23 protein-coding genes are annotated in these 24,808 nt (G+C 70.6%); 14 read left to right on the top strand and 9 right to left on the bottom strand.

Annotation, left to right across the window (positions count from 1 at the left end; translation table 11 throughout):
• Nucleotides 1-51: 51 nt before the first annotated feature.
• The 3 genes from JHY01_RS09160 to JHY01_RS09150 form a co-directional block, all read right to left on the bottom strand.
• Nucleotides 52-903 (bottom strand): arylamine N-acetyltransferase, encoded by an 852-nt coding sequence (locus tag JHY01_RS09160; RefSeq protein WP_205325317.1) that lies wholly within the window; start codon nucleotides 901-903, stop codon nucleotides 52-54.
• A gap of 274 nt (nucleotides 904-1,177) precedes the next feature.
• Nucleotides 1,178-2,758, bottom strand: coding sequence for a multicopper oxidase family protein (locus JHY01_RS09155; protein ID WP_205325316.1), 1,581 nt, complete (start codon nucleotides 2,756-2,758; stop codon nucleotides 1,178-1,180).
• Nucleotides 2,751-3,188 (bottom strand): hypothetical protein, encoded by a 438-nt coding sequence (locus JHY01_RS09150; protein WP_205325315.1) that lies wholly within the window; start codon nucleotides 3,186-3,188, stop codon nucleotides 2,751-2,753. Before JHY01_RS09150 ends, JHY01_RS09155 begins: the two co-directional genes overlap by 8 nt.
• A gap of 86 nt (nucleotides 3,189-3,274) precedes the next feature.
• Here JHY01_RS09150 and JHY01_RS09145 point away from each other — a divergent pair, with 86 nt between their 5' ends.
• The gene (locus JHY01_RS09145; protein WP_205325314.1) at nucleotides 3,275-4,147 is read left to right on the top strand and encodes a LysR family transcriptional regulator; all 873 of its coding nucleotides are present in this window, start codon (nucleotides 3,275-3,277) and stop codon (nucleotides 4,145-4,147) included.
• On the opposite strand, the gene JHY01_RS09140 is transcribed toward JHY01_RS09145, so the two are convergent.
• Nucleotides 4,144-4,884 (bottom strand): TetR/AcrR family transcriptional regulator, encoded by a 741-nt coding sequence (locus JHY01_RS09140; protein WP_205325313.1) that lies wholly within the window; start codon nucleotides 4,882-4,884, stop codon nucleotides 4,144-4,146. The two genes, JHY01_RS09145 and JHY01_RS09140, sit on opposite strands and share 4 nt — an antisense overlap.
• Before the next feature lie 127 nt (nucleotides 4,885-5,011).
• Between JHY01_RS09140 and JHY01_RS09135 the strand changes: the two genes are divergently transcribed.
• The 4 genes from JHY01_RS09135 (at nucleotide 5,012) to JHY01_RS09120 (ending at nucleotide 9,129) form a co-directional block, all read left to right on the top strand.
• Nucleotides 5,012-6,217, top strand: coding sequence for a DUF418 domain-containing protein (locus JHY01_RS09135; RefSeq protein ID WP_205325312.1), 1,206 nt, complete (start codon nucleotides 5,012-5,014; stop codon nucleotides 6,215-6,217).
• A gap of 101 nt (nucleotides 6,218-6,318) precedes the next feature.
• Nucleotides 6,319-7,254 carry an NADP-dependent oxidoreductase gene (locus JHY01_RS09130; protein WP_240192583.1) on the top strand — a complete coding sequence of 312 codons (936 nt, stop codon included), beginning with the start codon at nucleotides 6,319-6,321 and terminating at the stop codon, nucleotides 7,252-7,254.
• A gap of 41 nt (nucleotides 7,255-7,295) precedes the next feature.
• Entirely contained in the window at nucleotides 7,296-7,823 is a 528-nt protein-coding gene (locus JHY01_RS09125; protein ID WP_205325311.1) for an NUDIX hydrolase, read from the top strand.
• A gap of 85 nt (nucleotides 7,824-7,908) precedes the next feature.
• Nucleotides 7,909-9,129, top strand: a complete 1,221-nt coding sequence (locus JHY01_RS09120) for an MFS transporter (protein ID WP_205325310.1) — start codon at nucleotides 7,909-7,911, stop codon at nucleotides 9,127-9,129.
• Between the two features lie 60 nt (nucleotides 9,130-9,189).
• Here JHY01_RS09120 and JHY01_RS09115 read toward each other — a convergent pair whose 3' ends face one another.
• Complete coding sequence (locus tag JHY01_RS09115) at nucleotides 9,190-10,371, bottom strand: homogentisate 1,2-dioxygenase (RefSeq protein ID WP_205325309.1); 1,182 nt, start codon at nucleotides 10,369-10,371, stop codon at nucleotides 9,190-9,192.
• 192 nt (nucleotides 10,372-10,563) lie between these two features.
• On the opposite strand from JHY01_RS09115, the gene JHY01_RS09110 reads away from it, so the two are divergent.
• Both JHY01_RS09110 and fahA read left to right on the top strand, forming a co-directional pair.
• Entirely contained in the window at nucleotides 10,564-11,385 is an 822-nt protein-coding gene (locus tag JHY01_RS09110; protein ID WP_205325308.1) for a hypothetical protein, read from the top strand.
• Nucleotides 11,382-12,620, top strand: a complete 1,239-nt coding sequence (gene fahA / locus JHY01_RS09105) for a fumarylacetoacetase (RefSeq protein ID WP_205325307.1) — start codon at nucleotides 11,382-11,384, stop codon at nucleotides 12,618-12,620. Before JHY01_RS09110 ends, fahA begins: the two co-directional genes overlap by 4 nt.
• Nucleotides 12,621-12,643: 23 nt before the next feature.
• On the opposite strand, the gene JHY01_RS09100 is transcribed toward fahA, so the two are convergent.
• Nucleotides 12,644-13,138: an Lrp/AsnC family transcriptional regulator gene (locus JHY01_RS09100; protein ID WP_205325306.1), complete on the bottom strand. Its 495-nt coding sequence runs from the start codon at nucleotides 13,136-13,138 to the stop codon at nucleotides 12,644-12,646.
• Between the two features lie 130 nt (nucleotides 13,139-13,268).
• Here JHY01_RS09100 and hppD point away from each other — a divergent pair, with 130 nt between their 5' ends.
• From hppD to hutH, 6 genes are read left to right on the top strand one after another with little or no spacing between them, the layout of a single operon-like run.
• Nucleotides 13,269-14,456 (top strand): 4-hydroxyphenylpyruvate dioxygenase, encoded by a 1,188-nt coding sequence (gene hppD / locus JHY01_RS09095; protein WP_205325305.1) that lies wholly within the window; start codon nucleotides 13,269-13,271, stop codon nucleotides 14,454-14,456.
• A gap of 31 nt (nucleotides 14,457-14,487) precedes the next feature.
• On the top strand, nucleotides 14,488-16,143 hold the full coding sequence (gene hutU / locus JHY01_RS09090) for a urocanate hydratase (RefSeq protein ID WP_205325304.1): 1,656 nt from the start codon (nucleotides 14,488-14,490) through the stop codon (nucleotides 16,141-16,143).
• A gap of 30 nt (nucleotides 16,144-16,173) precedes the next feature.
• Entirely contained in the window at nucleotides 16,174-17,442 is a 1,269-nt protein-coding gene (locus JHY01_RS09085) for an allantoate amidohydrolase (protein ID WP_205325303.1), read from the top strand.
• The gene (locus JHY01_RS09080; RefSeq protein ID WP_205325302.1) at nucleotides 17,436-18,749 is read left to right on the top strand and encodes a formimidoylglutamate deiminase; all 1,314 of its coding nucleotides are present in this window, start codon (nucleotides 17,436-17,438) and stop codon (nucleotides 18,747-18,749) included. The genes JHY01_RS09085 and JHY01_RS09080 overlap by 7 nt, the downstream gene beginning before the upstream one ends.
• Complete coding sequence (gene hutI / locus JHY01_RS09075; RefSeq protein WP_205325301.1) at nucleotides 18,746-19,906, top strand: imidazolonepropionase; 1,161 nt, start codon at nucleotides 18,746-18,748, stop codon at nucleotides 19,904-19,906. The genes JHY01_RS09080 and hutI overlap by 4 nt, the downstream gene beginning before the upstream one ends.
• A gap of 9 nt (nucleotides 19,907-19,915) precedes the next feature.
• Nucleotides 19,916-21,454 carry a histidine ammonia-lyase gene (gene hutH, locus JHY01_RS09070; protein WP_205325300.1) on the top strand — a complete coding sequence of 513 codons (1,539 nt, stop codon included), beginning with the start codon at nucleotides 19,916-19,918 and terminating at the stop codon, nucleotides 21,452-21,454.
• On the opposite strand, the gene JHY01_RS09065 is transcribed toward hutH, so the two are convergent.
• Both JHY01_RS09065 and JHY01_RS09060 read right to left on the bottom strand, forming a co-directional pair.
• Nucleotides 21,455-21,592: a hypothetical protein gene (locus JHY01_RS09065; protein ID WP_205325299.1), complete on the bottom strand. Its 138-nt coding sequence runs from the start codon at nucleotides 21,590-21,592 to the stop codon at nucleotides 21,455-21,457.
• A gap of 83 nt (nucleotides 21,593-21,675) precedes the next feature.
• Nucleotides 21,676-22,626 carry an EamA family transporter gene (locus JHY01_RS09060; protein WP_205325298.1) on the bottom strand — a complete coding sequence of 317 codons (951 nt, stop codon included), beginning with the start codon at nucleotides 22,624-22,626 and terminating at the stop codon, nucleotides 21,676-21,678.
• A 71-nt stretch (nucleotides 22,627-22,697) separates the two neighbouring features.
• On the opposite strand from JHY01_RS09060, the gene JHY01_RS09055 reads away from it, so the two are divergent.
• The gene (locus tag JHY01_RS09055; RefSeq protein ID WP_205325297.1) at nucleotides 22,698-23,615 is read left to right on the top strand and encodes a LysR family transcriptional regulator; all 918 of its coding nucleotides are present in this window, start codon (nucleotides 22,698-22,700) and stop codon (nucleotides 23,613-23,615) included.
• 4 nt (nucleotides 23,616-23,619) lie between these two features.
• Here JHY01_RS09055 and JHY01_RS09050 read toward each other — a convergent pair whose 3' ends face one another.
• Nucleotides 23,620-24,747 (bottom strand): hypothetical protein, encoded by a 1,128-nt coding sequence (locus JHY01_RS09050; RefSeq protein WP_205325296.1) that lies wholly within the window; start codon nucleotides 24,745-24,747, stop codon nucleotides 23,620-23,622.
• Nucleotides 24,748-24,808: the final 61 nt, after the last annotated feature.

The following is a 24,808-nucleotide window of genomic DNA, read 5'->3' as shown; positions in this document are numbered from 1 at the left end:
GCCGATGGCCGCGAGCCGAGGCGTTCGGCCAGGTTCTTCACGACGCCGACGTCAGTCTTGTTCGGACAGGGCGGTGAGCCTGCGCACCAGCAGGTCGGCCTCGTCGGGGTCCGTGCGGATGCCGAAGACGTCGTCGAGGAGCTCGGGCACGTCGTGCGGCTTGACCGTCTCCTTGGTCGCTGCCGCGCCTGCCCGCTCAGTCGTCCAGGCGAGCGCGTCGAGCGTGTCGTACCGGTCGGTGCGCATGCGCTGCACGAAGGGGCGGATGACGAACGGGGAGCGGTCATTCGAGGCCACGAAGTGGTTCCCGACTGCGAAATCGACCGGGTACTGCGGGTTCTCGGTGAAGACCTGCCGGATCTCCCAGCCCTCCTGGGGATTGGCTCTGTCCCGCAGCTGGTGCACGGCCCAACCCGATGAGCCGTAAGTGATCTTCTGCCAGCGCAGCAGGTACGGCCACGGCCCCGCCTCGCTCTTTGCGCCGTCGACCAGCGCGATGGGCTCCAGCGGACTGGCGCCGAAACCGACGTCGGCCAGCCAGCGTGCGCCGTCCACCTCCACGAGCAGCATCGCGTGCGTCGCCGGGCGCGGCTTGTCCGCACCCAGCTGCACCCGGCCCGAGACCGCCGTGAAGCGGAAGCCCAGCCGCTCCAGGGCCGCGGCGAAGAGCGTGACGTGTTCGTAGCAGTAGCCGCCGCGGCCGCGACGCATCAGCTTGTCCTGCAACGTGGCGAGGTCAAGCCGGACCTTCTGGTACAGGAATCCGTCGATGGTGTCCCATCTCACGGTCAGCACATGCGCGCGCTGCAGGGCCCGGAGGGTCTCCAGAGTCGGAGCGCGGTCGCCCTCAAAGTGCAGGAATTCGAGATACGCGTCAAGGTCGAAGTCCTCGCTGTTCCACATGTGTGTGGCAACGTTCTCGGCGCGCTTCACTATTCCGCTCGAGCCGATTGCGGACGCGCACGGAATCCGGCCCGCTTCAGGGCGATCGACCGACTGGCCGCCGATCGGCGCCTGCTCGTCTTCGGTCCGGCGGGTCAGTCCTGTCGGCGCAGTCCCGCGATCAGTAGTCGGGTGACGGTGTCCACCCCACCTTCAACGGGCGCGACGAGCGCGGCGGCGTTCCGAGCTCGCCGGTGAACGTCCCGGGCATCCGCCGCCTCGCATTCCTGCTCGGCTAAATGATCTCGAGGTTCGCCATCATCCCCATGTCCTCGTGTTCGGCGTTGTGGCAGTGGAAGAGGTAGCGGCCGCGGTAGCCGTCGAAGCGGGTGATGATCTCCGCGGACTCGCCGGGGCGCAAGGCGATCGTGTCCTTGAGCCCGGCGTCGTGGGGGAGCGGCCCGCCGTTGCCGCGGCCGAGGACGCGGAAGCCCACGAGGTGGAGGTGCACCGGGTGGTGGACGTCGGCGATGAGGCGCCAGACCTCGATGTCGCCGAGTTCTGCGGTGACGTCGGTTCGATTGGGGTCGAACGGAAGTCCGTCGATGAGCCAGCCGTGGCGGCCGTTCATCCTCCCGGTGCGGAACGCGAGGTCGCGCACCACGGCCGCCGCTGAGCGGTCCCATTCCGGGAGGTCGGAGGCGAGCGTCTCGGGGATCGGCATGCCCGCTCCCTCGCGCACGACATGGAACGCCATGACGTCGCCGGTGCGGCCGGAGCCGAGGCGGTTGGCGAGGCGCACTTTCGTGCCGACCGGCACCCCGTTGAGATCAAGTAGCAGGTCATAGCGTTCGGCGGGGGCGATCGGGAGCCGCTGGAGGCGCACCGGGGCGGCGAGGAGGCCCTGGTCGGCGCCGATCTGGACGAGCGGCAGCCGCCGGCCCACATCGGTGACCGCTTCGAGTTCGTAGTGCCTCGCGTTGGAGCCGTTGAGGATCCGCAGACGATAGAGCCCCGTGTCCACTTCGTGCACGGGCCAGGGAGCGCCGTTCACGAGGATCACGTCGCCGAGGACGCCCGCGGTGAACCGCTCCTCGACGCCGATCTCCCCGGTCAGGGTCGGATCGAGCGACGGGTACGCGAGCTGCCCGTCGGCGTCGAAGGCGCGGTCGGCGATCATCAGCGGGAGCTCGTGGTCGCCGCGAGGCAGGTCGATCGCGTCCTCGATGTCGTCGCGCACGAAGTGGAGCCCGGCGAGGCCGCGCCAGATCGCCGGGGCGGTGAAGTCCATGCGGTGGTCGTGGTACCAGAGCATCGTGGCGCGCTGGTCGAGCGGGAAGCCGTACTCGCGCTGGACATTCGTGACGACGGCGAGGTCGTCGGTCCCGGCGTGTCCGCCGTGTCCGTGCGCGGCGGTCGCGGTCCAGCCTTCGGGGAGGACGAGGTCGGTCGGGTAGCCGTCGGAGGAGGCCGGAGTGCGGCCGCCGTGAAGGTGGACCACGGTGGGCACCGGGAGCTCGTTGCGGTGCGCCACGGTCACATGCCGTCCGCGCCGCGATTCGATGGTGGGCCCGGGGAAGACGCCGTTGTACGTCCACAGTCGAGTCGAATGGCCGGGGATGATCTCGGCCTCGGTCTCCATCTGCACCATCTCGTACCGGTCGCCCTCGGAAGTGGAGGCGACGGGCGCGAGCACTGCCGGGATCGGCAGGGGCATCCAGAACGCCTGGGGCAGTGGCACTTCGCTCACCAGCTGTTCGCCCGTGGAAGCGGGACGGCGGGCCCAGGCGGCCGAGAGCGCCAGGCCTCCGGCGGCGACGGCGCCGATTCCCGCGCCGATGCCCAGCAGTCGCCGCCGCGACACGTGCTCAGCCATCGGCCCGCGCCTCCTTCATCCGGCGAGGCAACGGCCGCATCCACAGTGCCGCAAAGGTCACGGTGATCCCGGCGATGAGCGCCACGCCGAGTGGGAGGTGCAGCCAGAGCGCCCCCTCGATCCCGGCGAGGTATTGCGCCATCCCGCCGAGCAGCAGGGCCAGCGAGGCCCAGAACGGCCAGGCCCGGCGCACCCGGATCCAGACCGCGGCGGCCGCGCCGACCTGCGCGATGCTGATGAGCGACAGCAGGTCTGCGCCCATCGCGTGCGCGGCGAGGCCCTCGAAGTCGCCGCTCAGGTAGACGCCCGCGAACGTCGGCTGGGCGAATCCGCAGATCAGGAGGAGGGTCGCCGCCGCGCGCAGCACCCAGCCGCTGGCGGCCGTGCGCGCTTCGGGCGGCGCTTCGTCGAGGGTCGCTTGTGGTTCCACGGCGACGACGTTATGACCTTGCGGTTAAGTCAGCAAAGACCAATATCGCTATGGTGCTATAACACCGATGGCATGAGAGGACGTCAATGGAGCTGAACGCCCTGCATCAGTTCCTCGCGGTCGCACGTGAGGAGCACCTCAGTCGAGCGGCGGCGCGGCTCCGTGTCGCGCAGCCCGCCCTCAGCCGCACCATCGCACGCCTCGAAGCCGAGCTCGGCACGCCGCTGTTCGACCGCGCGAGCCGCTTGCGGCTCAACGCGACCGGTGCAGTCTTCCGGGACCATGTGGAGCGCGCGCTCGGTGAGCTCGAGGCGGGACGCCGGGCGGTCGCCGAATCCGCGCTCGGCGGTGCGGCGTGCGTGCGGCTCGCCTCGGAGACGTTCCTGCCGCTCACCGGTCCGATCGCCGCGTTCAAGGCCGCGCATCCCGAGGTCGACGTGCGGCTCTCGCAGATGGCCCCGCACGAGATGGAGCAGGCCCTGCGCGCCGACGAGGTGGACCTCTGCCTCGCGTCGCAGCCGGTGAGCGCCCCCTGCGTCGCCTCCGAAGTCGTGCACGTCGAGCAGGTCTGGCTCGCCACGCCGCCGGACCACCGTCTCGCGGCCGCATCGCAGGTGACGATGGAGGACCTCGCCCACGAGCCGTTCGTCATCACCCGGCCGGGCCAGTGGCAGCGGCGACTCCTCGACTGGCTCTTCGCCGACCGCAACCTCCAGCCGCACATCGTCTGCGAGATCGACGAGCCCGCCGCCACGTACACGCTGGTCGGCGCGGGTCTGGGCTTGAGCATCTTCCCGCATATCGCCCGCTTCACCTTCCCCGAGCCGGGCGTGGCCTGGGTGGGCATCGACCACCCGCACTGCAGCCGCACGCTCAGTCTCCACTGGGTGAACAGCGACCGGCTTCCCGCGGCCGCGCGCCTCATGCGCGCCCAGATCGCGGACTGGAACTGGCCCTAGCGCCCGATCGCGGCGGCGACGCCGTCGAGGATGAGGTCGAGGCCGAAGTCGAAGTCGGCCTGCGCGGTGTCCGCGCCGGTGTCTTCGAATGCGGCCGAAGCGAACAGCGCGGCGGCGTCCGGGAACCGCTCGGGGGAGACGAGGGCCGCCATCGCGCGGCCGTAAGCCTGCTCGGCCGCCGCCTGGTCCTTGCCGGTGTCCGACCGGCCGGCTTCGAGTCCTTGCGTCAGTTGGGCATTGGCGCGCACGTACTCGCCCACGAGCATGATCGTGCCGACCTTCGCGCCCCAGTCGAGTCCGGTGGTCCGGAGTGCGCGCAGCGCGGCGTCGAACCAGCCGATCAGGTTGGGACCCTGCGGCGGTCCCGAGACGGGTGCGGTCGCGAGCCACGGGTGGCGGGTGAAGAGCGCTCGCTGCTCGCCGGCCCACAGCCGCAGCCGTTCCCTCCACGGCCCGGTGCCATCCAATGAGGAGGGAACCGGGCCGGCTGCCGCGTCTTGCATGAGGGCCAGCAGCTCGTCCTTGGAGCCGACGTGGCGGTAGAGCGACATCTTCGTGACCCCGAGGGATTCGGCGACCCTCGGCAGTGTCGCCGCCGCGAGACCCTCGCGGTCGGCCAGTGCGACGGCGGCGTCGACGACCTGTCCGACGTCGAGCTTCGCGGGCCGCCCGAGGCGGGACTCCGACGAGATCCGCCACAGTCGTGCCAGCTCGGCAGGCACTGCTGCCTCGTCCATGCGCTGCGGTCACCTCCGTCCCTTGGCCGCTCGGCTTGCGGAAGCATCATCGCACATGCTATTAATATCTCTAGGATAGTATCTATGAGATATTAATGCCACCGATCGCGAACCCCGAAGGATCGACATGACCGCTCCAACCGCCCTCGCCGAACCGCGCATCCGCCGCGGCCCCGTGCGCCCCACCGAAAGGGCCCTCGCGCCCGACCTCGCGCGCGGCGCGATGCTCCTGTTCATCGCGCTCGCCAACAGCGCGGGCTACTTCCTCGCCAGCGCGCCCGGCGTCGAGACCGATCCTCACGGGTTCGAGCGCTTCTACAACCTCTTCATGGTCGAATTCATCCACGCGAGGGCGTTCCCGCTGTTCGCGATCATGTTCGGCTACGGCCTCGTCCAGCTCGCCCGCCGCCAGAGCGAAGCGGGCGCGACGCCCGGCCAAGTGCGGCGGGTCCTCTTGCGCCGCAACGGCTGGCTGTTCGTGTTCGGCATCGCCCACGGCGTGCTGCTGTACTCGGGCGACTTCCTGGGCGCATACGGGCTCATCGGCATCGCGTTCACGCTCCTGCTGCTGCAGCGCACGGACCGGGTGCACCGCTTCGCGCCCTGGTACCTCGCCGTCGGCGGCCTCTACGTGCTGGTCCTCGCCGCACTGCTGGGGACGGGCTTCCAGCCGGGCGATGCCGCGATCCCCGTGTCGCCGTTCCCCTCCGTCGAAGCGCCGGCCTACCTCGCGTCGGTCGGCGAGCGGCTCGCCGAGTGGCCGGTGCACACCGCGATCCTGCTGCCGATGATCCTCATGGTCTGGGTCGGCGCGTGGGCGGGCCGCCGCCGCTTCCTCGAGGAGCCCGAACGCCACCTGCCGCTGCTGCGCTGGACCGCGTTCGGCGGTGTGGCCGTCGCGGTCGCCGCCGGAATGCCGATGGCGCTGCTCAGCGGCGGTTTCCTGCGCGTCGGCGAGGACACCGCCGCGGCGATGAAGCTGCTGTACGAGACCTCGGGCTTCTTCGGCGGCGTGGGCTACGCGGCCCTCTTCGGCCTCCTCGCCCACGCCCTCACCCGCAGGCCCGCGGGGGTCATCGTGACGGCCGTGAGCGCGCTCGGGCAGCGGTCGCTCAGCGGGTACCTGTTCCAGTCCGTGGCCTGGCTGGTCCTGGCCACGCCGTTCCTCCTCGGCTTGGACGAGCGGGTCGGCAGTCCGCTGCTGGTCTCGCAGGCCTGCGCACTCGCCGTCTGGGCGCTCACGGTGGTCGCCGCGTACCTGGCGCACCGTCGCGGCCACCGCGGCCCGGCCGAGACGCTCCTGCGGCGACTCACTTACGGCCGCAGACGCTGACGATGCCCGGGGCCCGCCGCGGCGGGCCCCGCGCCGCGTCCGACCTAGAATCGAGCCCTACTCGTCAGTACTCGGAGAGACAAGGACCCGCCGTGCCAGAGATGATGCGCGCCGTGACGCAATCCCGCCTCGGTGGGCCGGAAGTACTGGCGCTGACCGAGGTCGAGCGGCCCGAACCGTACTACGGCGAGATCCAGGTCCGGGTCCGCGCGGCGGGCGTCAACCCCGTCGACCCGGCCGCCCGCGAGATCGGACTCTACATCGGACAGCCGCCGTTCATCCTCGGTTGGGACGTCTCCGGCGTCGTCGAGAAGGTCGGCATCGGCGTCACCCGCTTCAAGCCGGGCGACGAGGTCTTCGGGATGCCGCGCTTCCCGCACCAGGCCGGAACGCACGCCGAGTACGTGACGGCTCCGAGCCGCCAGTTCGCCCGCAAGCCCGCCTCGCTCTCGCATGTGGAGGCCGCCGGACTCCCGCTGTGCGGACTCACCGCCTGGCAGGCCCTTGTGGACCACGCCGGACTCGCCGCCGGCCAGACCGTGCTCATCCACGCCGCCGCCGGAGGCATCGGCCACCTCGCCGTCCAGATCGCCGAATCCATCGGCGCCAGGGTCATCGCCACCGCCAGCGCGGGCAAGCACGACTTCGTGCGGGCGCTCGGCGCCGACGAGGTGATCGACTACCGCTCGGTCGACTTCGCCGAGGTCGTCTCGGACGTCGACGTCGCGCTCACCACCCTCCCCGGCGACTACGCCGAGCGCTCGGTCTCGGTCATCCGCGACGGCGGCGTGCTCGCCCAGCTCTACTACTCCCTGCGTGACGCCGAGTTCCCCGAAGCGGTCGAACGCGGCATCCGCACCGACTTCATGCTCGTCGAACCCGACCTTGTCGGCCTGCAGGCCCTCGCCCGCCTCGCCGACGACGGGCGACTCAAAGTCCATGTCTCCCAGACGTTCCCGCTCGAGGACTTCGTGAAAGCCCACGAAGCGATGGCGACCGGCAGCGCGATCGGCAAGCTCGTGATCACCGTCGACTAGGCAAGGGCACCGCCGCATTCCCGCGCTGGCAGAATACGGCGGTGCCCATCACGATCGCTCATCTCAAGGACCAGCTCGCCGCCTACCTCGTGCGCTGGCCGGAGGACTTCGAAGTCGTCGCACCGCTCCTCGCCCTGACCGGCCCGGACGCGTTCGACCGCTCGACCATGACCGGCCACGTCACCGCCTCGGCCGTCCTCGTCAACCCCAAGGGCGAGGTGCTCCTCATCCACCACAAGTCCCTCGACCGCTGGCTCCAGCCCGGAGGCCACGTCGAACCGACCGACGACTCACTGCCATCGGCCGCCTTGCGCGAAGCCGTCGAAGAGACCGGCATCGACCCCGCCGCCCTCACCCTCGCCGACCCGGTCCCCGTCCACGTGGACATCCACCCGATCCCCGCCAACCCTCGCAAAGACGAAGGCGCCCACCGGCATTTCGACGTGCGCTACCGCTTCGACTGCGACGATCCCGAACTCGCCCCGCAACTCGAAGAGGTCCACGCCGCCGAATGGCGCCCCGCCACCGACCTCGACAGCGAGGACTTGGCAGCGCGCCTCCAGGGTTGACGTCGCCATCGTGCCAGCATCCCGCTGCGCCGCCTGATGAGCTGGAACGCACGCACTTCCCGCAGCCAGGACAGGACGCACGTCGATGCACACCACCGCTCCAGGACACACGAGGACGACCGAGCCGGCGAACCGCTCCGGCCCCGCCCCATGGCCGGCCGTGGTCTCGGTGGCGACCGGCATCTTCGCCATCGTCACCACCGAGATCCTGCCGATCGGCCTGCTGACCTCCATCGGCGCCGGATTCGCGATCACCGACGGCATGGCCGGGCTGATGATGACCATGCCGGGCCTCCTGGCCGCCGTCGCCGCCCCGCTGGTGACCGTCGCGACGGCGCGCTTCGACAGGCGCGCGATGCTGTGCGCCCTCATCCTGCTGCTGGCCCTGGCCAACTTCCTCGCGGCGGCGGCCACGGACTACTGGCTGCTGCTCCTCTCCCGGGTGCTCGTCGGCGTCACCATCGGCGGCTTCTGGTCGATCGGGGCCGGCCTCGCGAACCGGCTCGTACCGCCCGCAGCGGTCGGCCGGGCGACGGCGGTGATCTTCTCCGCGGTGCCGCTGGGGTCGGTGCTCGGCGTCCCGGCGGGCACCTTCATCGGCGAGATCGCCGGATGGCGCACGGCGTTCGTCGTCATGGGCGTCCTGAGCACCGCAGTGCTCGCGGCGCTGGCCCTCACCGTTCCGAAGCTGCCGCCGGAGCGGCCGACGCGCCTGTCGGAGCTGGGGAGGATGCTGAGAGGCACCGGCACGCGATTCGCGCTGGCGCTGACGTTCCTCATCGTGGCGGCCCACTTCGGCGCCTACACCTACGTCACGCCGTTCCTGGAGGACGTCACGTCGGCGGGTCCGGCCACGGTCACCGTGGTCCTGCTCGTCTACGGCGCGGCCGGGATGATCGGCAACTTCCTCTGCGGGGCCACCGTGTCCCGGTACCCGCGGGCCACGTTCGCGGCCGTGGCGACCGCGATCGCGGCGAGCACGCTGCTGCTGCCCGTCCTCGGCGACGGCCTCTTCGGAGCGATCGCGCTCCTCACGCTCTGGGGCGTCTCCTACGGCGGCGTCCCGGTCTGCTCCCAGACCTGGTTCGCCAAGTCCGCACCGCGGTCCATTGAGGCCTCATCGGTGCTGTTCACCGCGTCGTTCCAGGCCACCATCGCCGTCGGAGCGCTCGCGGGCGGCGTCGTCGTCGACCGTGCTTCGCCCGCGGCGATCATGTCGCTCAGCGGCGTAGTCGCCGCATTTGCGGCCGTGATCGTCCACGCGCACTACGCGAAGCGAGTCCCCTGGCCCGAAACGAAGCGCTGACCCAGCGCAGCCGGTCGACTCGCCGAGCCCGCCGGGCACAGGAGCCGACCGCCGCAAACGTCAGGCCGGGTCGCGGTTCCAGGTCCAGGCGTAGTCGGTGTCCTCCACGTCGAGGGCCGGTTCGCAGAGTTCGAGCGGGCGGAAGGTGTCGACCATGACGGCGAGCTCGTCGAAGTAGTCGGCGCCGATGGAGCGTTCGGGCGCGCCCGGCTGCGGGCCGTGCGTGAAGCCGGACGGGTGCAGGGAGATCGAGCCCTGCTCGATGCCGGATCCGCGACGGGCCTCGTAGTTGCCGCCGCAGTAGAACATGACCTCGTCGGAGTCGACGTTGTGGTGGTTGTACGGCACCGGGATCGCGTCCGGGTGGTAGTCCACTTTGCGCGGCACGAAGTTGCAGATGACGAAGTTCGGGCCCTGGAACACCTGATGCGCGGGCGGCGGCTGGTGGATGCGGCCGGTGATCGGCTCGAAGTCGTGGATCGAGAACACCCAGGGGTAGAGGCAGCCGTCCCAGCCGACCACGTCGAACGGGTGGTGGGCGTACGTGAACTTCGTCCAGAGCGTCGCGCTGCCGCGGCCCCGGTGCTGCACGTAGACGTCGACGTCCTCGCCGTCCACGAGCAGGGGTTCGGCGGGGCTGCGCAGGTCGCGTTCGCAATAGGGGCTGTGCTCGAGGAACTGGCCGCGGACGCTCAGGTAGCGCTTCGGCGGCGTGATGTGGCCCGTGGACTCCACGACCAGGGTCCGCAGCATCTCGCTGCCGGTCGGGACGACCCGGTAGATCGTCGACATCGGCATGATCAGGTAGTCGCCCTGGGCGACGTCGATCGCGCCGAACGACGTCTCGACGTGCGCCTCACCGGACTCGACGTAGATGCACTCGTCGCCGATCGCGTTGCGGTACAGCGGGGAGGGCTGGTCGGCCAGTGCGTACGAGATACGGCAGTCCGCATTGGAAAGCAGGTGGTGGCGGCCGAAGATCGCATCGCCCGCGCCGTCGAGCTTGTGGGTGCGGAAGTGGCGGGGCTTGAGGGGGTGGTTCGCGACCGGCTCGGCCTTCTCGGGCCGGTGCTCGGTGCTGGAGGAGATCGCGGTCGGCCGGAAGCGGTGGTAGAGCAGCGATGAATCGGAGGAGAAGCCCTCCTGGCCCATCAGCTCCTCGGAGTACAGGCCCCCGTCTTCCCGGCGGAACTGCGTGTGTCGCTTGTCGGGGATCTGCCCGACGGAACGGTAGAACGGCACGTCGACTCCTTTGTCGGTTCGCGCGGCGGGCGAGGGTGACGCCCGCTCGGCGGCGGTTATGCCCTGAGGATAACCTTCCGGCCGTTCCATTTCGAGAGGTCCGCGCGCGCCCGCGCGCGACCCGGGCCCAATCGCGCACGAGCTGCGCGGAGCGCTGGACCCGGACTCCGGGGACCGCCTAGGCTCGGCAGCATGGTTGGACCGATACCCGCGATGCTGCGGGGCCTGATCGATGACGCGGCGCTCTTCCCACCAGGAAACGCGCCCATGGAAGCGGCCGTCCCCGCCCACCGCGGGTACCGCCAGTCCTGGTACGAGGCCATGATCGGCCCGTTCCTGGTACCGCAGACGCGGCTCCCCGAGCTCAGCCGCGAACTCCATCCGGGAAGGGGCGAACTGCACATCGGCGTCATCGTCGACGGGGACCTGGAAACGGTCGCCGCCGACGTCGACGAGCTCCCGCAGCAGGTCACCGTCGTGCACTACGAGTCGCGGCACGCCCTCGAGCACCTCAGCCAGTACGCGCCCTCATGGGGCGGGCCGGTGTTCGCGGAGCTGCCCTTCGGGGACGAAGCCCTCGACGCGGTACGCGCCACCGGCTTCACCCCGAAGTTCCGCACCGGCGGCCTCGCCGCCGAGTTCTTCCCCGCGCCCGAGACCCTCGCCTCGGCGATCGCGGGCTGCCGCCTCCGCGGCCTCCAGTTCAAGCTCACCGCCGGGCTGCACCAGGCCGTGCGCCACCGCGATCCCGTGACGGGTTTCGAGCATCACGGCTTCCTGAACGTGCTGGTCGCGGCCGCCGACGCCGCCGAGGGCGCCCGAACCGAGGACCTCACCGCGACCCTGGACTCGACCGACGCCGAGGACCTCGCCGACCGCGCCCGCCGCGTCCTGGGCCGCCCGCGCGCGCTGTGGACCGGATACGGCTCCTGCAGTATCGACGAACCGCTGGGCGACCTCATCGACCTGGGACTCCTGCACCGAGGGACCCAGCACACGAAGGACAGCGTATGACCGCCACCAGCTGGGTCGAGGGCGCCGACGACGGCCCGTTCGGCCTCCACCACCTCCCGTACGGCGTCTTCTCCACCGCGAAGGACCCCGCCGCGCGCATCGGCGTCCGCATCGGCGACCAGGTGCTCGACCTCCGCGCGCTCGCCACCGGCACGTTCTTCCTGCCCTGGATCCGGCCCGCGTTCCACGAGCACGACCTCAACGGCTTCATGACGATGGGCCCGTCCGCGTGGCGCCTCGTGCGCCACCAGCTCACCGAGCTGCTGAGCGACCGCCGCTTCCAGGACCAGTCCGCGACCCTCCTCACCCCGGTCGCCAAGGCCCGCATGCACCTGCCGTTCAGCGTGGCGGACTATGTGGACTTCTACGCCTCCGAGGAACACGCCACGAACCTCGGCCGCCTCTTCCGCCCCGACTCGGAACCGCTGCTGCCCAACTGGAAGCACCTCCCGGTCGGCTACCACGGCCGCGCCGGCACCGTCGTTCCCTCCGGCACCCCGATCGTGCGGCCCCGAGGCCAGCGGAAGTCGAAGGACGGCCCGATCGAATTCGGCCCGAGCGCGCGCCTCGACATCGAGGCCGAGGTCGGCTTCGTCGTCGGAGTCGGCACCGAGCTCGGGACCCCGGTCGGCCCCGACGACTTCGCCGAGCACGTGTTCGGCGCGGTCCTCGTCAACGACTGGTCCGCGCGCGACATCCAGGCCTGGGAGTACGTGCCCCTCGGGCCCTTCCTGGGCAAATCCTTCGCCACCTCGATCGGGCACTGGGTCACGCCGCTCGACGCGCTGGCCGGAGCGAAAGTTGCCGCGCCCGTGCAGGATCCGTCCCCGCTCGGCTACCTCCAGGAGGCCGAGCGGTTCGGCTACGACCTCCGGATGTCCGTGCGCTGGAACGGGACCGAGGTCTCGCGGCCGCCGTTCGCCGGCATGTACTGGACCCCCGCGCAGATGCTCGCGCACATGACCGTGAACGGTGCTTCGCTGCGCACCGGCGACCTGTACGCCTCCGGCACGGTCTCCGGTCCCGAACCCGGGCAGCGGGGCTCTTTCCTGGAGTTGACCTGGGGCGGCAAGGAGCCGGTCGAGGTCGGCGAAGGAGAGCACCGCACGTTCCTCGAGGACGGCGACACGGTGGTCATCGGCGCGACCGCGCACGGCGTGAACGGCGGCGAGATCGGCCTGGGCGAGGTGACCGGGACGATCCTGCCCGCCCTCAACTTAGGGCCTGTCGAGTGAATCCGGGTGGCCGCCATCCGGATTCACCGGACAGGCCCCAGGTCCGCGGCCTGCTTGACGAGCGGGAGGGTCCGGTACGGGATCTGCTCGGCCAGGGCGATCACCGTCGTGGCCCGCTGGACCCCTTCGCTCGCCAGGACGCGGTCGATCACGCCCTGCAGCTCGGCGTTCGTGCGCGCCACGATCCGGCACAGCATGTCGCCCTGCCCCGTGACCGTATGCGCCTCAAGCACTTCCGGGATCTTCGCGAGCCGCTGCGCCATATGCTCGTGCCCGACCGCCTGCCGCAGCTCCAACGTCACGAACGCCGTCACCGGATACCCGAGGGCCGCGGGCTCGACCCGCGGCCCGAAGTCGCGCACGACCGCCCGCTCGGTCAGCTTGTCGAGCCGCGCCTGCACGGTCCCGCGCGCCACGCCGAGCCGCCGCGAGCACTCCAGGACGCCGATCCGCGGCTCCGCCTCGAGCAGTTCGATGAGCCTCGCGTCCAGCGCGTCGATACCCGCATCGTTGGTCATATTGCCCAGTGTATGCGCCCTCCTACTGCAAGATTTGCGCAAGTTGCCCATCGTCGGAACGACTGCTTGCCCAGTCTCACGTTTTGGACAATGATCCGGGGGTACTGCTCTCGAGGACGAGGAGGCCGCCATGGTCGACACTGCCAACCGCCCCAGTGAAGCCGAGCTGGTCGGCCCCGACTCGCCGAGTCTCGTGGGTGCGGTCGAGCACGACATCCGCGAGGACGCCTTCCCGATCAAGGGCTGGGACCACGTCCGCTACTACGTGGGCAACGCCCGCCAGGCCGCCCACTACTACTCGACCGCGTTCGGCATGACCGTGTTCGCCTACCGCGGCCCCGAGCAGGGCTACCGCGAGCACGCCGAGTTCGCGCTCAAGTCCGGCGGCGTCGTCTTCGTCCTCGCCGGCGGCGTCACCGCCGACGCCGAGGCCACGAAGCACTATGCCGCGCACGGCGACGGCGTCATCGAGGTCGCCCTTGAAGTGCCCGATGTGGACGCGAACTACAAGCACGCGATCGAGCAGGGCGCCATCGCGATCGAGGAGCCGCACGACCTCACCGACGAGCACGGCACCGTCCGCCGCGCCGTCATCGGCACCTACGGCGAGACCCGGAACGTGCTGATCGACCGGTCGAAGTACGACGGCCCGTTCCTGCCCGGCTTCGTCGCCGCCGAACCCATGGTCGCGCCGCCGCAGAAGCGCTTCTTTCAAGCGATCGACCACGTCGTGGGCAACGTCGAGCTCGGCAGGATGCGTGAATGGGTCCGCTACTACGAGCGGGTCATGGGCTTCACCAACATCGTCGAGTTCGTCGACGACGCGATCGCCACCGAGTACTCCGCGCTCATGAGCAAGGTCGTGGCCAACGGCAGCCGCAAGATCAAGTTCCCGATCAACGAGCCCGCCGAGGGCAAGAAGAAGTCCCAGATCGACGAGTACCTGGAGTTCTACGGCGGCCCCGGCGTCCAGCACATCGCGCTCGCGACCGGCGACATCCTCGCCGCCGTCGACGCGATGCGCGAGCGCGGCGTCGAGTTCCTGGAGGCCCCGGACGCCTACTACGAAGACCCTGAGCTGCGTGAACGCATCGGCGAGGTACGGGTGCCGATCGAGGAGCTGCAGGCGCGGCGCGTCCTGGTGGACCGCGACGAAGACGGCTATATGCTCCAGATCTTCACCAAGCCGCAACAGGATCGGCCGACAATGTTCTACGAGATCATCGAGAGGCACGGCTCGCTCAGCTTCGGCAAGGGCAACTTCAAGGCCCTGTTCGAGGCCTTGGAGAAGGAGCAGGCCAAGCGCGGCAATCTGTGATGTTCAAGCGGCACCGACGGGGAGCGGACATATGCACGCACCAATAGGCCCGGACCTGCACTGCAAGACCTGGCAGGCGGAGGCGGCCTACCGGATGCTCCAGAACAACCTCGATCCCGAGGTGGCCGAGCGCCCCGAGGACCTGGTGGTCTACGGCGGCACCGGCAAGGCCGCGCGCAGCCGTGACGATCTCAAGGCGATCCTGCGGACCCTGCTCACGCTGGAGGCGGACGAGACGCTGCTGGTGCAGAGCGGCCGCGCCGTCGGCGTGATGCGCACCCACGAGTGGGCGCCGCGCGTGCTCATCGCGAACTCGAACCTGGTGCCGGACTGGGCCACCTGGCCCGAGTTCCGGCGCCTCGAAGCGCTCGGCCTGACCATGTACGGCCAGATGACGGCCGGTTCGTGGATCTACATCGGCACGCAGGGCATCCTGCAGGGCACCTACGAGACCTTCGCCGCCGTCGCCGAGAAACGATTCGGTGGGAGTCTCAAAGGGACGCTCACACTGACGGCCGGGTGCGGCGGCATGGGCGGGGCGCAGCCGCTCGCCGTCACGATGAACGGCGGCGTGTGCCTGATCGTCGAAGTCGATCCCGACCGCCTCGAACGGCGCGTGCGCACCCGCTACCTCGACACCGTCGCGGCCGACCTCGACGACGCGATCGCGCAGGCCATGGCCGCCGAGCGGAGCGGCGAGGCCAAGTCGATCGGCGTGGTCGGCAACGCCGCCGAGGTCTTCCCCGAGCTGCTCCGCCGCGGCGTCGAGATCGACATCGTCACGGACCAGACCTCCGCGCACGATCCGCTGTCCTATGTGCCCGCCGGAGTCGACTACGCCGAAGCGGCCGAACTCGCGAGGACCGATCCGGACGGTTACACCGACCGCGCCCGCGAATCCATGGCCCACCACGTGGCGGCCATGGTCGGCTTCCTCGACGCGGGCGCCGAGGTCTTCGACTACGGCAACTCCATCCGCAGCGAGGCCCTCCTCGGCGGCTGCGAGCGCGCCTTCGCGTTCCCCGGGTTCGTGCCCGCCTACATCCGGCCGCTGTTCTGCGAAGGCAAGGGCCCCTTCAGGTGGGCCGCGCTCTCGGGCGACCCGGCCGACATCGCCGCCACCGACCAGGCCGTGCTCGACCTGTTCCCGGAGAACCGCAGCCTGCACCGCTGGATCTCGCTCGCCCGCGAACGCGTCGCCTTCCAGGGCCTGCCGGCCCGGATCTGCTGGCTCGGCCACGGCGAGCGGGACGTCGCCGGCGTGCGGTTCAATGAGATGGTCGCCGACGGAACCCTGCAGGCCCCCATCGTGATCGGCCGCGACCACCTCGACTGCGGCTCAGTCGCCAGCCCCTACCGCGAGACCGAGGGGATGAAGGACGGCTCCGACGCGATCGCGGACTGGCCCCTGCTCAACGCCCTCGTCAACACCGCTTCGGGCGCGAGCTGGGTGTCGATCCACCACGGCGGCGGGGTCGGCATCGGCCGCTCCATCCACGCCGGGCAGGTCACCGTCGCGGACGGGACGCCGCTCGCGGCCGAGAAACTCGCGCGGGTGCTCGCGAACGACCCGGCGATGGGCGTCATCCGCCACGTGGACGCCGGATACGAGGAGGCCGAACAGGTCGCGGAGGACCACGGCATTCATGTGCCTTCGCGAGAGCCGAGCCCGGCCCGGGAGTCCTGAAGCGCTGCCGCAATGTGAACGGGGGTTGACATGGACACGGACGCGTTCCGTCGACTATGGAATGAACTGGAACCGATCGGTCGCACCGAGGCGGGAGGCTACCTGCGGTTCTCCTGGACCGAGTCCGACCTCCGCCTCCGGCTCTGGTTCCAAGCACAGGCGAGGCTGCGCGGCCTCCGCTGCGAGGAGGACCGCAACGGCAACCTGTACGCCTGGTGGGACGCGGAGAAGGAGCAGGTCGTCGACCCCGACCGGCCCCGGCCACTGGACCAATTGACGGCTCGCAAGCCTCGCCGAGAGGGGGCGGTCCTCACGGGCAGCCATTTCGACTCCGTCCCGCACGGCGGCGCCTACGACGGCCCGCTCGGCATCGTCTCGGCCTTCCTCGCCGTCGACCGGCTCCGAGCCGAGGACGCGCAACCGAAGCGGCCCATCGGCATCGCCGCGTTCACCGAAGAGGAAGGCGGACGCTTCGGCGTTCCCTGCCTCGGCTCGCGCCTCATGACCGGCGTGATCGACTCCGACCGCGCCCGCGCGCTCACCGACCCCGACGGCGTCACGCTCGCCCAGGCCATGCGCGACGCCGGAGCCGACCCGGCCACCCTCGGCCCCGATCCCGAACGGCTCGAACGCCTCGCCGCGTTCATCGAGCTCCACATCGAACAGGGCCGCGCCCTCGACGGCAGCGAATCGCCCGTCGCCGTCGCCACCGCGATCTGGCCGCACGGCCGCTGGCGCGTCACGTTCACCGGCGAGGCCGACCACGCCGGGACCACGCGCCTGCCCGACCGGCGCGACCCGATGCTGACGTTCGCGTTCGCGGTCCTCGCCGCCCGCAAAGAGGCCCGCCTGGCCGGAGGCGTGGCCACCGTGGGCCGGGTCGAGGTCGAGCCGAACGCCACCAACGCGATCGCCTCCACGGTCACCGCCTGGCTCGACGCCCGAGCTCCCGACGAGGCGGTGCTCGGGGAGATCCTCAGCGGCTTCGAGTCCAAAGTGACCGAACGGGCGGGCCGGGACGGCACGGGCGTCGCGATCGCCCCCGAGTCCGAGACGCCGATCGTCGAGTTCGACGCGTCCCTGCGCGACCGGATCGCCGCGCTCCTCGGCGGCGCCCCGGTCCTGCCGACCGCGGCGGGCCACGACGCGGGCGTCCTGTCCGCGCACGTGCCGACGGCGATGCTGTTCGTGCGCAACCCGACCGGGGTCTCCCACGCGCCCGGCGAGTCAGCGAGCGACGAGGACTGCGCGGCGGGCGTCGAAGCGCTCGCGGCCGTGCTGCGGGAACTGGCGTGCTGACGTTCTGGGCCGAGCACGCGCTGCTTCCGGGCGGTCCGGCCGACGCGGTGGCGATCGAGGTCGCGGAAGGCCGGATCACCAAGGTGACGCCGGGCGGCAGGCGCCGAGGCGATGTACTCGCGGGCGTGACGCTCCCGGGATTCGCGAACGCGCACTCGCACGTGTTCCACCGCGCGCTTCGCGGCCGCACCCAGAACACCGGCGCCGGCACGTTCAGCCTGGGCTCATTCTGGACATGGCGCGAAGGCATGTACGCGCTCTCGCAGCGCCTCGAACCGGACTCGTACTACCGGCTGGCGCGCGCGGTCTACGCCGAAATGGTCCTCGCCGGGATCACGACGGTGGGGGAGTTCCACTACCTGCACCACTCGCCGGGCGGTCGTCCGTACTCTGACCCGAACGCCATGGGGGAGGCCCTGATCCAGGCCGCCGCCGACGCCGGGCTGCGGATCACCCTGCTCGACACCCTCTATCTCGCAGGCGGTTTCGGGCTGCCGCTCGAGCCGGCGCAGCGGCGCTTCGGCGACGGCAGCCTGGAGGCCTGGCTCGACCGGGTCGAGAAGCTCGACCCGCCCGGACACGCCCTGATCGGCGGCGCGGTGCACTCGGTGCGGGCCGTCCCGGATGAGGCGATCGCCGCGTTCGCGTGCTCCACCGAGGGCCGCCCGGTCCACGTGCACCTCTCCGAGCAGCGGTCCGAGAACGAGGCCTGCCGCCTCGAACACGGCTGCAGCCCGACTGAACTGCTCGAACGCTGCGGCCTCCTCGGCCCCGACCTCACCGCCGTCCACGCCACGCACATGGCCGGGCACGACATCGACCTGCTGCGCCGCTCGGGCACGACCGCGTGCTTCTGCCCCACGACCGAACGCGACCTCGCCGACGGCCTCGGACCGGCGCGGGCGCTCGCCGAAGCGGGCGTGCGGCTCTCGCTCGGCACCGACAGCAACGCCATTGTGGACATGTTCGAGGAGGCGCGCGCGATGGAGATGCACGAGCGACTGGTCAGCGAGGAGCGTGGCCGGTTCACCGCCGGGGAACTGCTCGACGCGATGACCAGGCACGACAGCCTCGGCTGGCCCGACGCGGGCCGTATCGAGGTCGGCGCGCGGGCCGACCTGGTCACCGTGGGCCTCACGACGCCCCGCACCGCCGGGATCGATCCTTCCGGGGTCGTATACGCCGCCACGGCCGCCGACATCACCGACGTGATCGTCGACGGCCGCCGCATCGTCGCGGGCGGCCGTCACCTGCGCGTCGATGCGGGAGCCGAACTCGCCGCCGCCATCGGAGGGCTGTGGGCATGAGCCTCCTCATCGCGAACATCGGCGAGCTCTTCACCGCCGACCCCGAGAACGGCGTCATGTTCGACGCCGCGATCGTCGCCGACGGCGACCGCATCGTCTGGATCGGCCTCAACGCCGATGCGCCGCCGGCCGACGAGCGCCTCGACGCGGGCGGCCGCGCGGTGATCCCCGGTTTCGTCGACAGCCACGCCCACCTCGTCTTCGCGGGGGACCGCCATGCCGAGTTCGCCGCCCGCATGAGCGGCGAGCCCTACACCGGCGGCGGGATCCGCACCACCGTCGCGGCCACACGGATGGCCGGCGACGAGGCGCTGCGCGCCAACGCCGCCCGCCTCACCGAGGAGATGCTCCGCCAGGGCACGACCACAGTGGAGATCAAATCCGGCTACGGCCTCACCGTCGAGGACGAGGCCCGCTCGCTGCGCATCGCGGAGGAGTTCACCGCCGAGACCACGTACCTCGGCGCGCACACCGTCCCGGCCGGTGCCGACTCCGACGAGTACACGGCGCTCGCCTGCGGCGCGATGCTCGAAGCCTGCGCGCCGCACGCCAAATGGGCCGACGTCTTCTGCGAACGCGGCGCCTTCGACGGCGACCAGGCGCGCGCGGTGCTCACCGCGAGCGCGAACGCCGGTCTCGCCCTCCGCGTCCACGCCAACCAGCTCACCGCCGGGCCCGGCGTCCGCCTCGCCGTCGAACTCGGCGCGGCCTCCGCCGACCACTGCACCCACCTCACCGATGCCGACGTGGACGCCCTCGCGAGCGGCGACACGGTCGCCACCCTCTTGCCGGGCGCGGAGTTCTCCACGCGCTCGCCGTATCCGGACGCGCGCCGCCTCATCGAGGCCGGGGCGACGGTGGCCCTCGCGACCGACTGCAATCCCGGGTCCTCGTTCACCAGCAGCATGGCGTTCTGCATCGCCCTCGCCGTGCGCGAGATGCACATGACCCCCACCGAAGCCCTCACCGCCGCCACCGCGGGCGGTGCTCATGCCCTGCGTCGCACCGACATCGGCCGGATCGCCGTCGGCGCCCGCGCCGACCTGGCCGTGCTCGACGCGCCCAGCCACGTCCACCTGGCCTACCGGCCGGGGACGCCCCTGGTGAAGGCCGTCGTACAAGACGGCACCACTGTGCATTTGACAACAGCGCGTTGAGGAGCAGCGATGTCCACAGTCCACATCAAACCGGTCCCGGTCACCCCTGAAGCGGTCATCGCGGTGGCCCGCGAGCGCGCCCGGGTCGTGATCGACGCCGAGGCCCGCGAGGCCATGGCCGCGAGCCGGGCGATCGTGGACGCGATCGAGCGCGAAGGCCGCCCCGTCTACGGCGTCTCGACCGGTTTCGGGGCTCTCGCGAACACCTTCGTCGAGCCCGAGCGCCGCGCCGAACTCCAGCACGCGCTCATCCGCTCCCATGCTGCGGGCGTCGGCGACCCGATGCCCGACGAGGTCGTGCGCGCCATGATGCTGCTGCGCCTGCGCTCCCTCGCCATGGGCCGCTCCGGCGTCCGCCCCGAGGTCGCCGACGGGCTCGCGGCGCTCCTCAACGCGGACATCACACCCTGGGTGCCGCGGCACGGTTCGCTCGGCGCGTCGGGCGACCTGGCTCCACTCGCGCACTGCGCGCTGGTGATGCTGGGGGAGGGCTGGGTCCGTGAGGCCGACGGCGGCCGCGTCGACGCCGGGCCGGTCCTCGAACGGGCCGGAATCGCGCCGATCACCCTGTCCTCCAAAGAAGGACTTGCCCTCATCAACGGCACGGACGGGATGCTCGGCATGCTGATTCTGGCTGTCGCGGACCTGCGTCACCTCTTCACGATGGCCGACGTCTGCGCGGCCCTCTCCAACGAAGCGATGCTCGGCTCGGACCGCCCCTTCCAGCCTGAACTGCACGAGATCCGACCGCAACCGGGCCAGGCGAAGAGCGCCGCGAACATTCACAGGCTCTTGCAGGACTCCGAGGTGATGGACTCCCACCGGAACGACCTCGCGCACGCGGTCCAGGACGCGTATTCGATGCGCTGCGCCCCGCAGGTGGCGGGCGCTGCAAGGGACGTGCTCGCGTACGCGGAGACCGTGGCCGCGCAAGAACTCCGCTCGGTCGTCGACAACCCGGTGGTCCTGCCCGATGGCCGGGTCGAGTCGACGGGCAACTTCCACGGCGCCCCGCTCGGCTACGCGGCCGACTTCCTCGGCATCGCGGCGGCAGACGTCGGCTCGATCTCGGAGCGCAGGGTCGACCGCCTGCTCGACGTGACCCGCAACCGCGGCCTACCGGCGTTTCTGAGTCCGGACCCGGGGGTGAACTCGGGCCTGATGATCGCCCAGTACACGGCCGCCGGAATCGTGGCCGAGAACCGAAGGCTGGCCGCACCCGCAAGCGTCGACTCGGTCCCCACCTCCGGCATGCAGGAAGACCACGTGTCGATGGGCTGGGCCGCAGGATGCAAGCTCAGGACGATCATCGACAACCTGGGCACGCTACTGGCGGTCGAACTCCTGGCCGGAGCGCAGGGCCTCCAACTGAGGCAACCCCTGATCCCGAGCCCGGCGGCCCGAGTCGCGGTCGCAGCGGTGGGTCCGATAGCCGGAAAGCCGGGCCCCGACCAGTTCCTAGCGCCCGTGATCGAGCAGGTGAAGCACCTCCTCGAGGGGTCGGCCCTCCGAACTGAAATCGAAACCGCCGTAGGCCCGCTCCGTTGATCAGAGGTCCCGGTCCTGCGGCAATTTCTCTCGGGGGTCGGTGGTGTCCGGGAGATCGTCCGGATAGGGCGGCTTGCGAAGCAGCGCTTTGAAGGTCGGGCCGTGCACCAACGACCCGGCCTCTAGCGACATGGTCACTGGTGTCTCGTCCCCGCTCATTCGGCCCCCGGCGTCGCGACGGGAAGCCCATGCGCGACTGCCAGCTCGGGCCGGGCGGAATCCTACGGGGCCGAGTTCTGTCCCGCTCCCGGCGTGGCCGCGAGTGCCACGGAGACCTGCGGGACCGTGTTGTTCGGCAAGGCCTTCACTCTCCTCCGGAGGCTTCCCAGCAGGACCCCGCCGATGACCAGGACGCCGCCCAAGGCTTCGGGGAGCGTCACCGTCTCGCCCAGGATCAGCCAGGCCGCGGTCATGCCGGTGACCGGCACCAGCATCGAGAACGGCGCCACCACGCCCGCCGGGTGCTTCGACATCAGCCAGGTCCACAGGCCCGAACCCAGGATCGTGCCGATCAGCACCGTGTAGAGCAGGCCGACCACCGCGCCGACCGCTCCCGGTTCGTTGAAGCCGATCAGTGAGCCGCCGATGCGCGACGGCCCTTCCACCGCCATCGCCAGCGCCAGCATCGGCAGCGGCGGCACCACTGACATCCACAGCGTCAGGTGCAGCGGGTTCGCCGCCTTCGCCTGACGGTTGCAGATGTTGCCGATCGCCCACCCGAGGGCTCCTGCCAATGTCAGCAGGAACGGGATCGCGCTGGCGTGCTCGGCGCGCTGCCAGCCGACCACCGCGAGGCCGCCCACCGCGACCAGGACGCCGAGCAGCTGCGGGCCGGTCACCCGCTCGCGCAGGAACGTCGCGCCCAGCAGCATCGTGAACGGCCCTGAGGCCTGCAGGACGAGGGACGCCAGCCCGGCCGGCATCCCGGCGGCCATGCCCCAGTACAGGAACAGGAACTGGAGGGTCCCGAATCCGAGCCCGTAGCCGATGAGCCAGCGCAGCGGCACGTCGGGTCGCTTCACGAAGAGCACGGTCGGGACGGCGATGAGCGCGAAGCGCAGCGCGACGAGGAACATCGGCGGGAAGTGCTGGAGTGAGGCGTCGATGGCGATGAAGTTGAGGCCCCACATGACGGCGACGGCCAAGGCGAGCAGTACGTGGCGAGCAGGCATGTGCCCAGCTTGCCCGCCACAACTGTAAAGCACAAATGAAAAATACTTAACTCATTGTGTAGCATCACTACATGGATGTTCGCCATCTGGAGTTGCTCCGCGAACTGGCGCTGCGCGGCAGCGTCACCGAAGTGGCCCGCGCCACGCACCGGACCCCGTCGGCGATCTCGCAGCAGCTCAAGGCCGCGCAGCGGGAATTCGGCATGGCGCTCGTGGAGCCCTCGGGCCGCGGCCTGCGCCTGACCGACGCGGGCCGGGTGCTCGCCGAAGGCGGCGCGGCGGTCGCCACCACGCTCGAACAGGTTCGCGCCCAATGGGATTCGTTCCGAGGCGAACCGTCCGGCACCGTGACCGTCGCGGCGCTGCCCAGCGCGGCCACCTTCATGCTCGCCGATGTCCTGCGGGACATCGAGGGCACCGCGATCGAGCTGCGGTGCAGTGATATCGACATCGCCGAGGGCGAGTTCGCCGCGCTCGCGGCGGACAACGACATCGTGATCGCGCACAGCTTCGTCAGTGTGAGCCCGGAGGGGGCGTCCGCGCTCGTCGCCGTTCCGCTCGCCCGCGAACCGCTCGATGTCGCGATGGCCGCGGACCATCCGCTCGCCGCGCACGAGACCGTCGGGGCCGCGGACCTCGTCGACTGGGAGTGGATCGGTGTGCCCAAGGGCTACCCGTTCGACTCGGTGCTCGAGTCGATCGAACGGGCGACGGGCACTTCGCTCCGCGTGGCCCAGCGGCTTCGCGACAACCGCCTCGTGGAGTCGCTGGTCGCCGGCAGCCGCCGCATAGCCGTGCTGCCCCGGTTCACGACCCCGACGGGCACGGGTCTGGTGCTGCGCGAGATCGCCGACATCCCCACGCGGCGCCACGTCACCGCGATCTCGCGACCGGACCGGGCCGAGCGGCTGGCGGTCAAGCGGGTCCTGGGCGCGTTCCAGCGGACCGCGGCCGAGGCGGAACGACGCCACCGCAAGGCCGGGAGCTAGGGGCTCAGCCCTCCAGCAGGTCCTGGGCGGTGGCGAGGTAGCCGTTCATCTTCTCCTGCCAGGCGTACACCTCGGTCTCGTGCTCCAGCATTCGTCCGATGTGGAGCGCGCGCCATCGCGTCTCGCCCGCTTCGCGGTAGCCCGTGCCGTCGGCGCAGGCCGCGAAGTCCTCGGCGAGGGCGAGCTCGGTGGCGAACGCGGTGTCGTAGTCGTACGGCGCGTCGGAGGGCACTTCGGGCATGAGGGCGAGCTGCCAGTCCGGCAGCGGGTCGAACTCGATGCCGGCGTTCGCCGGGTCCTGCGGGTACAGCGCGTGCAGGTAGAAGAAGGTGTCGATGTAGCCGTCGTCGTTGAAGTCCCAGCCGGGATTGCCGCCCTCGTCGAGGCAGGTCAGGAACGCGTGCTCCTCGTCGCGGGTGAGGTCGCGCCAGGCGCGCATATGGTCGGTGGGGTTCCAGCCGGCGTAGAGCGGGTTCTCCTCGCCCCAGGCCCAACTGAAGTAGCCCTCGGTCTCGTCCGGGGCGGACCACTGGTACGGCTCGCCGTAGACGGCGCGGTGCACCTCGCCGTAGCAGCCGCCGGGTTCGGGCCGCGACGCGTCGTCGGAGGTCTCGTCATCCCGCCACTTGACGGTCTGGACGCCCTCATAGGCCCGCTCCCAGGCCTTCCGTTCCTCGGTGGGCAGCTCGTAGAAGGGTCCGTCGAGCAGCTCCCAGTACGGCTCCATCTGCTCGTCCATCGGGTCGGGAGGCGCGAGTTCGCTGCCGTCGAAGGTCTGGGTCCAGACCATGAACCCGTTCTCGGCGGCTTCCTCGGCGGTGGGGATGTGGTCGGTGGGGGCGTCGAATTCGAGCTGGTCCTCCTCTTCCTCCGGAACGTATTCGGGCTGGTACCAGATGGTCTCGTCGTGGACGCTGAAGCCCTTGTCCTCCATGCACCGGCGTTCGAGCCGGTTGATGATCCCGGTGATCTCGTAGCCGACCTCGTCGGCTTCGGCGAGGGCGGCGATGAGGCGTGCTTCGTCCTCTTCCGTGGCCTCCAGACCGATTTCGAGCGGCGTCTGTGTCTGCTCGGGTTCCTCAGCGGTGCAGGCGGTGAGCGCGAGGGCGGCGCACGCGATGGGTGCGGTCATGCGGATGGGGTTGTATCGCATGGTTCACAGACGATCCGGCGGCCCGGTTCGGTTGCGCCGG

The organism is Glycomyces sp. YM15, from assembly GCF_016918015.1.
Classification (GTDB): Bacteria; Actinomycetota; Actinomycetes; order Mycobacteriales; family Micromonosporaceae; genus Glycomyces.
Note: the sequence above shows the minus strand (reverse complement) of the source record. Positions and strands in the feature narration are given on the sequence as shown.